This window comes from Pseudarthrobacter sp. As-47 (assembly GCF_058215595.1).
This window is the reverse complement of record NZ_CM177088.1, coordinates 4,481,263-4,496,124: the sequence shown is the minus strand read 5'-3', so window position 1 is coordinate 4,496,124 and position 14,862 is coordinate 4,481,263. Positions and strand designations below refer to the sequence as shown.

Sequence of the window (14,862 nt, the reverse complement as noted above, 5' to 3'; positions counted from 1 at the left end):
TATTTGTGCTGCCCATAATTCCCTGCCGTATTCCCTGATTTACACACCATAAAAGGGCTCAATTGCCGTGCCCATTTATGCATGCCGAACTCCGGACGGAGAGGAGGTGATGGCCATGAAAAAGTTTCGAGAACTCCTGCTGCCGGCCCAAGGACGGCGCAGCAGCCGGAGGAAGTTCAACGAGGACCTGCTGGAAAAGCAGCGCGAGGATGTCTTTGTCCTGATGCACCAGCAGATCGGCGGTACCCGCTAGGGAAGGCGCCGCCCGGGTGACCAGGGCAGCCACGAAAGACGCACCTTCGCCAGGAGGCACCGTGAAACACCAGAGAACCTGTGGCCGGAGCCCATGCGGCGACGCGTGGGCTCCGCCGCCCGTGGCGCCAACCGGCTTCCGGGCACGGCGGTAAGCTCGAAGCCATGGAGGACACCCAGCCGCCCGAGCATCGAGGAAGGCTGCGCCTCGTTGTTCCAAGCCGCAGCGATATCCTGCTGAGGAACTTCACGGAATTGGTGGGTGGCCCCCTTGGATCCCGATCCGCTCCGGGTATTGTTTCCCCTGGTGTCTTCACGGTGGAGCGGGTACTGATCCTGCTGACCGTGCTGGCGGCACTGGCAGGCATCCTGCTGAAGGGATTCTGCCGTGCCAACGGATGGGAATCCCCCACCCAGTTCTACGCCACCTGCTATTCCGACTTCCCCGAACTGTTCCGGAACCGCGGACTGGCAGACGGCAACTTTCCCATCCTGGGCACGGGGAGCCAGTTTGAATACCCTGTCCTGACCGGCCTTATTGCCGGGATAACGGCCTGGCTGGTCCCCGGCTCTGGAGCCCCGGATGCCCGGATCCTGGCCTACTTCGACATCAATGCCGCGCTTCTGGCCGCGGCCGCGGTGGTCACGGTCCTGGCCACCGCCCGGATGAGCGCCCGCCGGCCCTGGGATGCAGCCATGGTGGCTTTGGCGCCGGGCATCATCCTGGCCGGTACCATCAACTGGGATCTCTGGGCGGTGGCGCTGCTTGCCGTGGGTATGTACTTCTTCTCCCGGGAGCGGCTGGTGCTGGCGGGGGTCTTTATCGGGCTTGCCACGGCCGCCAAGCTGTATCCGCTGCTCATTCTGGGTGCCATCCTCCTGCTCGCCCTCCGGACCGGACGGTTCCAGCCGTTCCTCAAGACTGCGGGGGCCGCGGCCGCCTCGTGGGCTGTTATCAACCTCCCCTTTGCCGTGGCCAATTTCCCGGGCTGGGCCTACTTCTTCCAGTTTTCGGCAGACCGCGGCGCCGGCTACAGCTCACCCTGGTTCGCCTACAACCTGGTGCTGGGCAGATTGAGGGGACAGGAACTGAGCGGTGCAGCCGTGGACCTGCTGTCCCTCGGTTTATTTGTGCTGGGCTGCGCCCTCATTGCCCTTGTTGCCCTGACCGCACCGCGCCGCCCCCGCCTTGCCCAGCTTGCCTTCCTGGTTGTGGCGGCCTTCATCCTGACCAACAAGGTGTATTCACCGCAGTTTGTTGTATGGCTGATCCCGCTCCTCGCGCTGGCCAGGCCGCGGTGGCGCGACTTCCTGGTCTGGCAGGGCATCGAGGGCCTCCACTGGGCTGCGGTGTGGATGTACCTTGGACAGGTGACCAGCGCCGGATCCTCCCAGCACAACCTGGATATGCCCTACTACGTCCTGGCCGTGGCTGCGCACATGCTGGCCGTCACCTATCTGATGGCGCGGGTGACCTGGGACATCTACGACCCCACGTACGATCCCATCCGCAGGCACCACCTGGACGATCCCCACGGCGGCCCGTTCAACGGGGCACCGGACAGGTTCCGGCTGAACCTGCGCCGCCGGACCATTGCCGCGCTCCCGCAGGAGGAGGCCTCCGATGCCTGACGTTACGGTGGTTGGAGCCGGACCCAACGGGCTGGCCGCCGCGGCCGTCATGGCGCGGGCGGGGCTTGCCGTGGAGGTCTTCGAAGCCGCGCCCGTGATCGGCGGCGGGACCCGTACGGCAGAACTCATGCAGCCGGGCCACTTCCACGACGTCTGCTCGGCCGTTCATCCAATGGCCCTGGCCTCGCCTTTCTTCCGGGCCTTCGAGCTTTCCCGGCGGATGGAGCTTGTCACGCCTGAGCTCTCCTTCGGATCACCGCTGGACGGCGGACGGTCCGCCCTCGCCTACCGGTCGCTTGACCGGACCGCAGCGGGACTCGGCCGGGACGGCGCTGCGTACCGGCGGCTGATGGGCCCCATCGTGCGGAACATCGACGACGTTATGGACTTCACGCAGAACCAGCTCTTCCGCCTTCCCCGCAACCCGGTGGCCGCGGGCATTTTTGGCCTGCGGACCCTGGAACAAGGTTCGGGCTTCTGGAATGCCAGGTTCCGCGAGGAGGCAGCTCCTGCGCTCCTCAGCGGCGTTGCGGCCCATGCCGTGTCCCGCCTTCCGTCCCTGGCCGCGTCCGGAGCAGGGCTGATGCTCGGGGCGCTGGGCCACGCTGAAGGATGGCCCATTCCCCTGGGCGGTTCTGCTGCCATCGCCGCCGCCCTGGCAACGGACATCGAGTCGCATGGCGGCATCCTCCACACAAACGCCCCCATCAACCGGTTAACGGATCTTCCCCCGGCGCGGGCCACGCTCCTTGATGTCGCGCCGCGCGGACTGGTGGACATGGCCGGTGACTCCCTTCCCGGCCGCTACCGCACAGCCCTGGAGTCCTTCCGCTACGGGAACGGCTCGTGCAAGGTGGACTTCATCCTCTCCGGCCCCGTGCCGTGGCAGGCGGCCGAACTGGCTGACGCCGGAACCGTCCACGTAGGCGGAACCAGGGAGGAACTGGCACACGCGGAGAACGAGGTCAGCGCCGGCCGGCACCCCGAACGGCCCTACGTCCTGGTAGCCCAGCCTTCCCGGTTCGACCCACGGCGCGCACCCGCGGGCCGCCACACCCTGTGGACCTACTGCCACGTGCCGGCCGGTTCAACCAAGGACATGTCGGAAGCCATCACCGCGCAGCTGGAGAGGTTTGCCCCCGGTTTCAGGGACCTCGTGGTGGACACCAACGTGGTGACGGCGGCGCAGCTGGCAGAGTACAACCGGAACTACATCGGCGGGGACTTCAGCGCCGGCACCATGGACCTCCGCGGCCTGGTCCAGCGGCCCGTCGTATCCCGGCACCCATGGCGCACTCCCCTGCGCGGCGTCTACCTTTGTTCCTCGTCCACGCCGCCCGGCCCCGGGGTCACCGGCATGCCCGGCCTGCACGCGGCAACCCATGCGCTCAAGGACATATTCCACCTGCCCGTACCGTCGCTGGGCCTGGGCGGCGCATAGCAGCCGGCAGCGCCCTTAAACCGCAAGGAATGGCCCGACGCACTGCATTTCGCGGGGCATAATGGCCGAATGGGGAAATCAACAAAACTTTCTGTTGCCGTAGCTGCGTTCATACTGGGAACCTCGCTGGTGGCCTGCGACGACGGCCGGAGCGGGGCAGAAACCGCAGCACAGCAATTTGCCACAGCCGTTTCAGGACTCGATGTGGCCGGGGTGGCCTTCGACGGCAAGGACGCCGCTGCCGCCAACGACCAGCTGCGCGGCGTCTTCAAGGCATTGGACCCGCAGAAGCCCGCGGTCGAAGCAGGCGACATCACCCTGGACGGTGACAATGCCTCGGCGCCCTTGAACTACACCTGGAAATTCGGCGACGCAGAGTGGAAATACACCGTACAGGCGAACTTCAAGAAGTCCGGGGACAAATGGCTTACGGTCTGGGACCCGGCAACCCTGGCACCCGGCCTCGCGGACAGCGAGATCCTCACCAAGGGCGCCCAGTCCCCGCAGCGCGCGGATATCCTCGGGGCGGGGGACGTCCCCCTGGTCACCTACCGTCCCGTGGTGAACGTCGGCATCGACAAGCCCCAGCTCGGCACTGCCGACCCCACCGACGCTGCCACCAGGCTCGCTGCCCTGGTTGGGGTTGACCCAGCCGGCTACGTCCAGCAGGTAAAGGCCTCCGGCGCGGAAGCCTTTGTGTCCGCGATTACCCTGCGGGAAGAGGGCCGCACCATCACCAACGAGCAGATCGCAGCCATCCCCGGCGCCCGTGCCATTCCCGCCTCGGTGCCGCTGGCACCCAGCCGGACCTTCGCCCGCGCCGTGCTCGGCACCGTCGGGGAAGCCACTGCTGAGCAGATCGAAGCCTCGGAAGGCGTGCTATCAGCGGGTGATGTCACCGGCATCGGCGGGTTGCAGCAGCAGTACGACGAACAGCTCAGGGGGACGGACGCCGTCGTAATCCGCGCGCAGCGCGCCGACCTGACCCGCGAACAGATCCAGTCCGCAGCAACTGACCCCCGGCGCGTGCTCTTTGAAGTGGCGCCTGAGCCCGGGACACCGCTGAAGACAACCATCGACCCCACGCTGCAGGCACTCGCGGAGACCACCCTGGAGGACGTAGGTCCGGCGTCGGCGATCGTGGCGCTCCGCCCCTCCAGCGGTGCCGTCCTGGCCGTGGCATCGGGGCCCGGCAGTAACGGCTACAACACGGCCATGCTGGGCCAGTACGCGCCGGGGTCGATCTTCAAGATGGTGGACTCGCTGGCCATGTTCCGCAACGGGTTGACCCCTGATTCCAAGGTTGAGTGCACGCCGACGCTGACGGTGGACGGGCGCACTTTCAAGAACGCCGACGGTTATCCCGAAGGCTCCCTGGGCTCGGTCACCCTGCGTGACGCCTTTGCGCATTCCTGCAACACGGCGTTCATCGCTGCCCGGGATACCGTGTCACAAGGACAGCTTGAGGCGGCCGCCCTGGCCATGGGGATCGCCGTCGAAGCGCCGTCGCTGGGCGCAGACGCGTTCCTCGGATCCGTGCCCGGCGAGGCGGCAGGGACGGAGCATGCCGCCTCCATGATCGGACAGGGCAAGGTGCTGCTTTCTCCCCTGGCGGCAGCCATGATGGCGGGCTCCGTGGCCAAGGGCGCGCCGGTGTCGCCCCAACTGGTCCTGAATCCCGACGGCGGTGCTGCCGCTGCCGGCACGACGAGCGGTTCCACGGCACCGGCGGCGCAGCCTTCCGCCACCGCGACGGCAGAAGCACCGTCGACGGCGTCGGGCGAGCCGATCACTGCTGCCGAGGCCGCTTCGCTCGGTGACATGATGCGCGCCGTGGTCACCTCTGGGCATGCAGGCTTCCTGGCCGGCGTTCCCGGTGCACCCGTGGGGGCGAAGACCGGGACGGCGGAATTCGGCAAAGAGACTCCCCCGAAGACGCACGCCTGGATCGTGGCTGTCCACGGGGACCTGGCCGTGGCCGTGTTCGTGGAGGACGGCGGTCTGGGAGCAACGACGTCCGGGCCGCTGCTGAAGGAGTTCCTCACCGCAGCCGGCTAGTTTTTGTCCGGATAGGCAGACTTCCAGGCCGGTCAACCCTGCATGCCCGGACAAAAACTCTCTGCCATGGCCGTGGGAAGATGGAACACGTGGCCCATATTGACGTTTCCGGCATTGACTATTTCCTCTCCGACGGCACCCAGCTGCTTAACGGAGTGACCTTCAAGGTCCCGGACGGCACCAAGACCGCATTGATCGGCCCCAACGGCACCGGGAAGACCACCCTGTTCCGCATCATCGCCGGGGACCTGGTGCCGGATGAAGGCGTGATCGGGCGGTCCGGGAACATGGGCATCATGCGCCAGTTCGTAGGCCAGGTCCGGGACGGCTCCACGGTGCGTGACCTCCTGGTGTCCGCCGCCCCGCCTGCCCTGGCGGCTGCGGCCCGCGAGGTGGACGATGCCGAGCTTGCCATGGTGGAGTACGACGACGAGCCAAGCCAGATGCGGTACGCCCAGGCGATCGTTGATTGGGGAGATGCGGGCGGCTACGACGTCGAGACCGTCTGGGACGAGGTGTGCATGGCCGCGCTGGGACTTCCCTTTGACCGCGCGCAGCACCGCCCGGCGTCGAGCCTTTCCGGAGGCGAGCAGAAGCGCCTGGTGCTCGAAGCGCTCTTTGCCGGGCCGGACGACCTCCTGCTGCTCGACGAACCGGACAACTACCTTGACGTCCCGGGCAAGCGGTGGCTTGAGGACAAGCTGAACGAGTCCAGGAAAACGGTCTTCTTCATCAGCCACGACCGCGAGCTGCTGAACAATGCCGCAGGGCGCATCGTGACGCTGGAACCCGGCATCAACGGTGCCGGCGCGTGGATCCACGGCGGCGGATTTGGCTCGTACGTGGAGGCCCGGGCAGACCGCAATGCCCGTTTCGAGGAACTGCGGAAGCGCTGGGACGAGGAGCACGTGAAGCTCAAGGAACTCGTCAACATGTACAAGAACAAGGCCGCCTTCCGCTCCGACATGGCCAACCGGTACCACGCCGCCCAGACCCGGCTGGCCAAGTTCCTGGAGATCGGGCCGCCGGAAGCGCTGCCCATCGAGCAGAACGTGCAGATGCGCCTCAAGGGCGGGCGGACCGCCAAGCGGGCCATCGTGGCGGAGAAGCTGGAACTCACCGGACTCATGAAGCCCTTTTCCACGGAAGTGTGGTTCGGGGACCGCGTTGGTGTGCTGGGTTCCAACGGCTCGGGCAAGTCGCACTTCCTCCGGCTGCTGGCTACCGGCGGAACCGAGCCGGACCGGGAACACCTGCCCGTGTCCGACGTCGAGATCGCCGAAGTGCCGCACGAGGGCACCGTGAAACTTGGCGCCAGGATTCGCCCCGGTTTCTTTGCCCAGACCTACGTCCGGCCCGACCTCCTGGGCAAGACGCTGCTGGAGATCCTGCACCGTGGCGATGAGCACCGTTCAGGTCTCGGCCGGGAGGCCGCGGCCGGGGCGCTGGACGGCTACGGGCTGGCCGGGCAGTCGGAGCAGAAGTACGAGTCCCTCTCGGGCGGGCAGCAGGCACGGTTCCAGATCCTGCTGCTGCAGCTCAGTGGCGCCACCTTGCTGCTCCTCGACGAGCCCACGGACAACCTGGACCTGCACTCAGCCGAGGCACTTGAGAAGGCCATCGACCATTTCGAAGGAACCGTCCTCGCCGTCACCCACGACCGCTGGTTCGCGCGCACGTTCGACCGCTTCCTGGTGTTCGGATCCGACGGCAAGGTATACGAATCCGCAGAGCCGGTGTGGGACGAAAAGCGCGTGGAGCGCGTCCGCTGATCCAACGCTCTCTCACTCCCTGCAGCTTTTTGGCGATCCCTCTCTCACCGGTGAGAGAGGGATCGGTGATGTCCGGCATTAAGTGAGAGAGCGTCTCGTGATCAATTGATCAAAATTTGTTAGTATTTGATCATGAAGACTGATGAGCGGCACCGCACCATTGCCGCGCTGCTCCGCCAGCGCCATGAGGTGACAGTGGAGGAGCTGATGGTGGCCTGCGACGCGTCGGGGGCAACCATCCGGCGGGACCTCGAGGCCTTGGCAGCTAATGGCGTCCTCCGCAGGATTCACGGCGGGGCACGGAGCCTCATCGGCCGCGGCGAAAATCCAGGCTACGGCCAGCGCGAGCTGGAGGACCAGGACGGAAAGAGGCGCATTGCGGCTGCCGTCGCAGGGTTGCTGGGGGACCGCGAGCACGTGTGGCTGGACAGCGGCAGCACTGCCACGGAGGTGGCCCGCGCTGTGCAAGCGAAGGAACTGACCCTCATGCCGATGTCACTGAGGGCGCTGAACGTCCTCGCGGGCGGCGAATCCACCGCAGGTACCCGCCCCGCCCTGCTGCTGCCCGGCGGCAGCCTTGTACCCGGAGAGCTGAGCTTCCGCGGCCCGCTGGCCGAATCCAACATCCGCTCCCTGCGCTTCGACACCGCTGTTGTGACGCCCTGCGCCGTGGACCTCAAGGCCGGCCTCCTGGCCCATGACATCGAGGACGCCGCGGTGAAGCGCGCCGGTGTGGAATCCGCCGCACGGGTGGTGGTGGCTGCCTCCGCCGCCAAATGGGATGCACAGGCCCGGGCATTGGTCGCCGGACTGGAACGGGTGGACATCCTGGTGACGGACAAAAATTTCAGCGCCGATGAACGCGCACAACTCGACGAATACTCCCTGGAAGTAGTGACTGTATGAGCATCAACACCGGTACCGGGCAGCAGGCAGGACTGAACGCAGCCGCCACAGCCACCTTTGTGGTTTTTGGCATCAACGGCCTCGTCTTTGCCAGCTGGGCCGCGAGGATCCCCGCCGTCACCGAGACACTGGAAATCACCTCCGGGCAGATGGGCACCCTCCTGCTGTGCACCGCCGTGGGTTCGCTCCTGGCGCTCCCTACCGCCGGACTGGTGGTGGGCAGGATCGGGACCGCGAACACGGCACGCTTCGGAGGCGTCCTTGCGGCCCTCGCTGGCGTCGGAATCGCCGCTTCGCTCTCTGTCGCCTCGATTCCAGGGACGGCCGTTGCCCTCTTCTTCTTCGGTATCGCCATCGGACTCTGGGATGTAGCCCAGAACATTGAGGGTGCCGACGTGGAGCATAAGCTGCGGCGCACCATCATGCCGCAGTTCCATGCAGCGTTCAGCGGCGGTGCCTTCGTCGGCGCACTGATCGGTGCCGGGCTCTCCAACCTTGGCGTCGGCCTGCCCCTGCACCTGCTGGTCATCGCCGGTGTGGTTGTTGTGGTGATGCTGACTGCCCCGCGCTACTTCCTCCCGCATATCTCCACCGCCACACCGGACGGAGAAGCAAAGGCAGCCAAAGGACCGTCAGCCTGGCGTGACAGCCGCACCCTGCTCATAGGCGTCGTGGTCCTCGGGGCCACCCTGACGGAGGGTGCGGGCAATGACTGGATCGCCAAAGCATCCGTAGACGGGCTGGGCACCTCTGAATCCACCGGCGCGCTGATGTTCGCCCTCTTCGTGCTGGCCATGACGGCGATGCGGTTCCTGGGCGGCCGCGTCATCGACAAGTACGGTCGGGTTGCGGTCCTCCGGGCGAGCATGGCAGCCGCGGCGGCCGGGCTGTGCCTCTTTGTGCTCGCCGGAAACGTGTGGCTGGCTGCCGTTGGGGCTGCGCTGTGGGGCGTTGGAGCAGCACTCGCCTTCCCCATGGGCATGTCTGCGGCTGCGGACGACCCCAGGCATGCCGCTGCCAGGGTGTCCGTCGTATCCACGCTGGGGTATATCTCCTTCCTCGCCGGACCTCCCCTCCTGGGGTACCTCGGCGACCTGACCGGCATACACCTGGCGCTGCTGGCCATCCTCGCGCCGATCCTCCTGGCCCTGCTGCTGGCTGGGGCGGCGAAACCCCTGAGGGCCGGATAAAGACGGCAGACCGGATTTTCCGCGCGGCTGGAGGACCTCCATTCACCGACCGGTAGGGTGATGGAATGCAGAGCACATGGCGCGGAAGCCATCGTTGGATCAGCCGCCTGGACAGATACCTGGTGCGGCATGTCTCGGATCTTCCGGGAGGAAACCATGATGCGTTCTTTCGGCGCCTTTCGGCCTCCGCCAACCACGGAAAACTGTGGATCGCCGCTGCTGCAGCAATGGCCGCCTTTCCGGGACGGCCTCGGCGTGCGGCACTGCACGGCCTCATCGCCCAGGCAGTGGCTTCCGCCGTCACGAACGTTGTCTTCAAAACCCTGCTTCCCCGGGCACGGCCGCTGCCGGAGCATCTTCCGGTGTTCCGGTTCGTCCACCCCCAGCCGACAAGTTCCTCCATGCCATCCGGCCACTCTGCGTCGGCGGTCGCCTTTGCCGTGGGTGCAGGACTTGTCCAGCCCGTCATCGGGGCCGCACTGGCTCCGGTGGCGGCAGGCGTAGCCTATTCACGCGTCCACACCGGAGCCCACTGGCCTTCGGATGTCTTCTTTGGTTCCGCCCTGGGCGCCTGCGCTGCCCTCCTGACGCGCACGTGGTGGCCGGTGCGGCCGCCCTTTCCCGACGTGGCGAGGACATGGACCACGGCGCCGGAGCTACCTGGCGGCCGGGGGCTCAGCATCGTGGTTAACACCCTCGGGGGATCCTTCACGGAGGAGACGGCCACCGCCCTGCAGGGAGTATTCCCTGACGCGCATATTAATTCCGTCCATCCGGACCAGGACCTTCTCCGCGAGATCCGGCATGCAGCCGAACATCCCGGCACCCGTGCCCTCGGGGTGTGGGGCGGCGACGGAACCGTCGGCGCCGCGGCAGCTGCCGCCGTCGAGCATTCCCTCCCCCTGCTGGTCCTCCCCGGCGGTACCCTGAACCACTTTGCCAGGGACGCCGGAACCGGGAGCCTCAAGGAGGCTGTAGCCGCCGCGTCCAAAGGAGACGCGGCGCTGGCAGACGTAGGAATCGTCACGGTGGAGCGCGGCTTGGCCGGCAGTCCGGAAAGGGCGCAGCTGACCATGCTGAACACCTCAAGCGTTGGCCTGTACCCGAACTTCGTTCGCCGCCGGGAACAGCTGCAGCCTGCGCTGGGAAAACCGCTGGCCGGGGTGGTGGCGATGTTCCGTACCTTCGCGGCCGGAACCCCCAGCACCCTCACTATCGATGGCAGGCGGCACAAGGTGTGGATCGCCTATGTGGGACGGGGCCGGTACTACCCGCGTGACCACGCACCCCTGTTCCGGCCCGTGATGGACGACGGCGTCCTCGACGTCCGCATGATCACGGCCGACGAGTCGTTCGCCCGGCTGCGTCTGCTGTGGTCGGTGCTGACGGGTACGGTGGCAACCTCGCGCATCACCCATCTCTCAGAGGCCACACGGGTGCGCATCGACGCCGGCGGGTCGCCGATGGCTCTGGCGGTTGACGGTGAGGCGCTGGCCGGTGTGCGCAGCGTGGAGTACACGGTGCGCCGCCGGGCCTTTGCCTACTACTCGCCACAGCAACGGTGATCACCCGGTCATCCACGGGGACTACCCTGACCCGTCCCTGAATCATCCCTGAGACCGGCGAAATACCTCCCGGCCGTGGGTAGCGTGGTGTGTACCAGACTTCCGCAACGCATCCCGCAGTCCACAAGCTGCCGTTCGAAGGAACATTCCATGATTGAGGCAACAGGGCTGACCAAGGTCTACGGCGATAAAACCGCCGTGGACGGCGTCAGCTTCACCGTCCAGGCAGGCCGCGTTACCGGTTTCCTGGGACCCAACGGCGCAGGAAAGTCCACCACCATGAGGATGATCATGGGACTGGACCGGCCGACGTCGGGTTCCGTCACCGTGAACGGGGTGCCGTTTGCGCAGCATGCCGCACCGCTGCGCGAGGTGGGCTCGCTCCTTGACGCCAAGGCCGTCCACACCGGCCGCACCGCCTACAACCATCTCCTGGCCATGGCCGCGACCCACAGTATTCCAAGGAAACGGGTCCAGGAGGTCATCGAGATGACCGGCCTGGGGGAGGTGGCCAAAAAGAAGGTAAAAGGGTTCTCCCTGGGAATGGGGCAACGGCTCGGCATTGCCGCCGCACTGCTGGGAGATCCCCAGACCATCATTCTTGACGAGCCAGTCAACGGCCTGGACCCGGAGGGCGTGGTCTGGGTGCGGAACCTGGTGAAGTACCTGGCATCGGAAGGACGGACAGTGTTCCTGTCCAGCCACCTGATGAGCGAGATGGCCATGACCGCCGACCACCTGATTGTCATTGGCCGGGGCCGTATCATTGCCGATGCCCCTATCGGCGAAATCATCACGGGCAAGGGCCAGTCCCGCGCCCGCGTCCGGACTGACCAGCCGGAGCAGCTCATGCGCCTGCTCGCGGACGACGGCGTTTCCGTTGAGGTCCAGGACCACGAACTCCTCCAGGTCACGGGCCTGCCCCCCAGGGACATCGCCCGGACAGCACTGGACAACCGGATCATGGTCTACGAGCTCACTCCCCTGCAGGCAAGCCTCGAAGAGGCCTACATGGAACTGACCAAGGACGAGGTGGAGTACCACTCCCTCATCACCACGGGAGCTGCGGCGCCCACCCAGACCGGAGGACAGCAATGAGCACGGCAGCACTTCAATCCAGCCGGCCGCAGGGCACGGGCCCCGGTCCCAGTTTCCTGCGTGTCCTCAACTCGGAGTTCATCAAGTTCCGGACGCTCCTCTCCACCCTGGTCCTGGTGGGATCGACCGTGCTGGTGATGGTGGGCTTTGCCGCCCTGAACGCGTGGGGCATCGGACAGTTTTCCGAGGCGTCCCGGAACGACCCCCAGGCAGGTGCGGCCTTCGCGGCCCAGGGCGCTGACCTTACGGCGGGAATCCCCACGTCCGGCATCGCGTTCGCGCAGCTCATCATCGGATCCCTGGCGGTTCTGCTCATGAGCTCGGAATTCACCACCGGCATGGCAAGGTCCACCTTCTCGGCGGTCCCAAAACGCACCCCGGCCTTCGTCGCGAAGCTGCTGGTGGTGACGGCGTGCGCCTTCGTGGTGACTGTGGCGTCGTCCCTGCTCGCGTACGCGGCTGCCAGCCCCATCCTGGACCACTACGGGTTTGATATCGACCTTGGTTCGGACCATTCCCGGCGCCTCCTGCTGGTCAGCGGCGTGTACGTGGCAGCTGTCGCGGCAATCGGAATGTCCCTGGGAACCCTCCTTCGGAATTCAGCGGGTGGCATCATGTCCCTGGTGGGGCTGTTCTTCGTGGTCCCCATCGCCTTCCAGCTCATCCCCGGCGAGTTCTTCGCAGAAGCCCGCAAGTACCTGCCGGACAGCCTCTTTGAGCGGATCGTGACGGCCGCACCGGCGGAAGGCGCCCTCGAGGTCTGGCAGGCCTGGACCTGGCTTGGCGTTTGGGTGGCTGTTCCGGTGGCTGCTGCCATGATCATCTTGAAGAAGCGCGACGTCTAGAACCCGCGGAACGGGCAGCCCCGATATATGAACCACACGGCATTTACGAAGGACGCGCCGGCCGGGCAGGCCGACGCGTCCTTCGCCGAGCTCACGGCGAGGCGCACAGGGCGGTTCCGCAGGTACCTCCAGCGGCACCCCCTGGTGATGGACGCCGTCGTGGCCGCCAGCTACAGCCTCCTGGTGGCACCCACCGTGGCGGACGCGGCCACATCCGGCAACTGGCTTGCAGCCGCCCTGCTGGTGCTGGTGGCCGGATCCCTCTTCCTGCGGCGCTTCTATCCTGTGGGCCTGGCGGCCTTCGTCGCCGTGGTGGAGGTAGCGGTCACCCTGCTCCACCCCTGGGGCTCCAACGTCTCCGCGGGACTGTGGTTCTCGCTCTATGCCGTAGCGGTTGCCCACACCCGCCGCTTCGCGCTCATCACCATGGCCGCGGCCACGGCCCCGCTGGCACTCCTTTATCTGCTGGCGGCCGTGGGACCCATGGAAAACTCCTTCGTCCACGATCCGGGCGTCAACCCGGGCGACTTCCACCTCCTGACCAGCATCGCCACCGGCGCCACCATTGCCCTGTCCAACATCCTGGCCACCGGCCTCGGCATCAGCGTCCGGCAACGCCGTGAGCACGAGCAGGAGGTCGCCGCCTGGGCCGCCCGGACCGCCAGCCTTGCCTCCGTCAACGAGCGGAACCGGATTGCACGCGAGATGCACGACGTGGTGGCCCACTCGCTGACGGTGATGATCAGCCTGTCCGACGGTGCCGCCGTCGTCGTCCAGAAAAACCCGGAGCGCGCCGGGGAGGTGCTCGGCGAACTGTCCCGGACGGGACGCACCGCCCTCGCTGACATGCGCCGGGTCCTGGGTGTCCTGCGTGATGACACCGGCACCGCCGCGCCCCGGCTGCCGCTGACCGCCGGCGACAGCCTGGCCAGCCTGCTCGAAGGCTTCCGCACCGCCGGCCTGCCGCTGCACTACTCCCACACCGGGCCTGCCCTGCCCGGCGATGCTGCGTTCCAGCTCACGGTGTACCGGATCGTGCAGGAATCGCTCACCAACGTGCTCCGCTACGGCCGCGCCCTGACCCGGGTGGACGTCACCATTGTCCGCTCGGGCTCCACGGTGACCATTGACGTGCTCGACGACGGCGCCGGAGCCACCGGGCACCCCGCCCAGGATGGAGGTACTTCCCCGTCCGGTGCTGCCGGTTCCCATGGATCCGGACAGGGGCTGGCCGGGATGGCTGAACGCTCCAGGATCTATTCCGGCTCCGTGGAAGCGGGGCCCAGCGGCCGGGGCTGGCGCGTCCACGCCGTACTGTCCTGGCCCGGAGACGATTCCGCAGGCTCCATCCGCCCCTACGAACTGCAAGGCAACCCATGACCGGAAACACCCCCATCAACGTCCTGCTGGCTGATGACCAGCCGCTGCTGCGGATGGGATTCCGCCTGATCCTGGAGGGCGAAGAGGATCTGAGGATTGTTGGGGAAGCCTCTGACGGGGCCGACGCCGTACGGCAGGCCCGGGAGCTGCGCCCGGACGTGGTGCTGATGGACGTCCGCATGCCCGTGCTGGACGGCATCGAGGCCACGCGCGCCATCACCGCCTCCGGTTCGTGCGCCCGGATCATCATCCTGACCACTTTCGACGTGGACGAGTATGCCTTTGCCGGCCTCCAGGCGGGAGCCTCGGCCTTCCTCCTCAAGGACGTGGCGCCGTCGGAGTTGGTCAGTGCCGTCAGGGTGGTGGCCAGCGGGGACGCCGTGGTGGCGCCCCGCGTCACGCAGCGGCTGCTGGAAACATACGTCCGGGGTGCCGCCCGCCCGGCGCCCGCCGCTCCTGCACCGGACCCCGTGCTGGCGGACCTGACCCCGCGGGAAACGGAGATGCTGGAGGCGATGGCAGAGGGGCTGTCCAACGCCGAAATCGCCCACCGGTACTACCTCTCGGAAGCGACGGTGAAAACCCACGTCCGCCGCATCCTCACCAAGCTCCACCTGCGCGACCGGGTCCAGGCCGTGGTTTACGCCTACGAAACCGGCCTCGTGGTGCCGAGCAACCCGGACTACTGAGACCCGCGGCGCAACGCCGTCTAGACTCGAGACC

At 66.8% G+C, this 14,862-nt stretch carries 12 protein-coding genes; all 12 read left to right on the top strand.

Annotated features, from left to right (window positions below; translation table 11 throughout):
- Positions 1-115: 115 nt before the first annotated feature.
- The 12 genes from AC4BCK_RS20800 to AC4BCK_RS20745 all read left to right on the top strand — a co-directional run bounded on the left by AC4BCK_RS20800 (position 116) and on the right by AC4BCK_RS20745 (position 14,828).
- On the top strand, positions 116-253 hold the full coding sequence (locus AC4BCK_RS20800) for a hypothetical protein (protein WP_174178510.1): 138 nt from the start codon (positions 116-118) through the stop codon (positions 251-253).
- Positions 254-417: 164 nt separating this feature from the next.
- Complete coding sequence (locus AC4BCK_RS20795) at positions 418-1,884, top strand: glycosyltransferase family 87 protein (protein WP_490566431.1); 1,467 nt, start codon at positions 418-420, stop codon at positions 1,882-1,884.
- Positions 1,877-3,325 (top strand): phytoene desaturase family protein, encoded by a 1,449-nt coding sequence (locus tag AC4BCK_RS20790; protein ID WP_400634918.1) that lies wholly within the window; start codon positions 1,877-1,879, stop codon positions 3,323-3,325. Before AC4BCK_RS20795 ends, AC4BCK_RS20790 begins: the two co-directional genes overlap by 8 nt.
- 69 nt (positions 3,326-3,394) lie before the next feature.
- Positions 3,395-5,383, top strand: a complete 1,989-nt coding sequence (locus AC4BCK_RS20785) for a penicillin-binding transpeptidase domain-containing protein (protein ID WP_490566430.1) — start codon at positions 3,395-3,397, stop codon at positions 5,381-5,383.
- An 89-nt stretch (positions 5,384-5,472) separates the two neighbouring features.
- On the top strand, positions 5,473-7,155 hold the full coding sequence (locus tag AC4BCK_RS20780) for an ABC-F family ATP-binding cassette domain-containing protein (RefSeq protein WP_400634921.1): 1,683 nt from the start codon (positions 5,473-5,475) through the stop codon (positions 7,153-7,155).
- A gap of 132 nt (positions 7,156-7,287) precedes the next feature.
- Entirely contained in the window at positions 7,288-8,061 is a 774-nt protein-coding gene (locus tag AC4BCK_RS20775) for a DeoR/GlpR family DNA-binding transcription regulator (protein WP_363937532.1), read from the top strand.
- Positions 8,058-9,251: an MFS transporter gene (locus AC4BCK_RS20770; protein ID WP_251421560.1), complete on the top strand. Its 1,194-nt coding sequence runs from the start codon at positions 8,058-8,060 to the stop codon at positions 9,249-9,251. Before AC4BCK_RS20775 ends, AC4BCK_RS20770 begins: the two co-directional genes overlap by 4 nt.
- Positions 9,252-9,316: 65 nt before the next feature.
- Positions 9,317-10,816: a bifunctional phosphatase PAP2/diacylglycerol kinase family protein gene (locus AC4BCK_RS20765; protein ID WP_251421557.1), complete on the top strand. Its 1,500-nt coding sequence runs from the start codon at positions 9,317-9,319 to the stop codon at positions 10,814-10,816.
- Between the two features lie 150 nt (positions 10,817-10,966).
- Entirely contained in the window at positions 10,967-11,914 is a 948-nt protein-coding gene (locus tag AC4BCK_RS20760; RefSeq protein WP_251421553.1) for an ABC transporter ATP-binding protein, read from the top strand.
- A complete protein-coding gene (locus AC4BCK_RS20755) occupies positions 11,911-12,759 on the top strand; it encodes an ABC transporter permease (protein WP_174178492.1) in 849 nt (282 codons plus the stop codon). Before AC4BCK_RS20760 ends, AC4BCK_RS20755 begins: the two co-directional genes overlap by 4 nt.
- Before the next feature lie 27 nt (positions 12,760-12,786).
- Entirely contained in the window at positions 12,787-14,139 is a 1,353-nt protein-coding gene (locus AC4BCK_RS20750) for a sensor histidine kinase (RefSeq protein WP_174178490.1), read from the top strand.
- Positions 14,136-14,828 carry a response regulator gene (locus AC4BCK_RS20745; RefSeq protein ID WP_490566429.1) on the top strand — a complete coding sequence of 231 codons (693 nt, stop codon included), beginning with the start codon at positions 14,136-14,138 and terminating at the stop codon, positions 14,826-14,828. Before AC4BCK_RS20750 ends, AC4BCK_RS20745 begins: the two co-directional genes overlap by 4 nt.
- Positions 14,829-14,862: the final 34 nt, after the last annotated feature.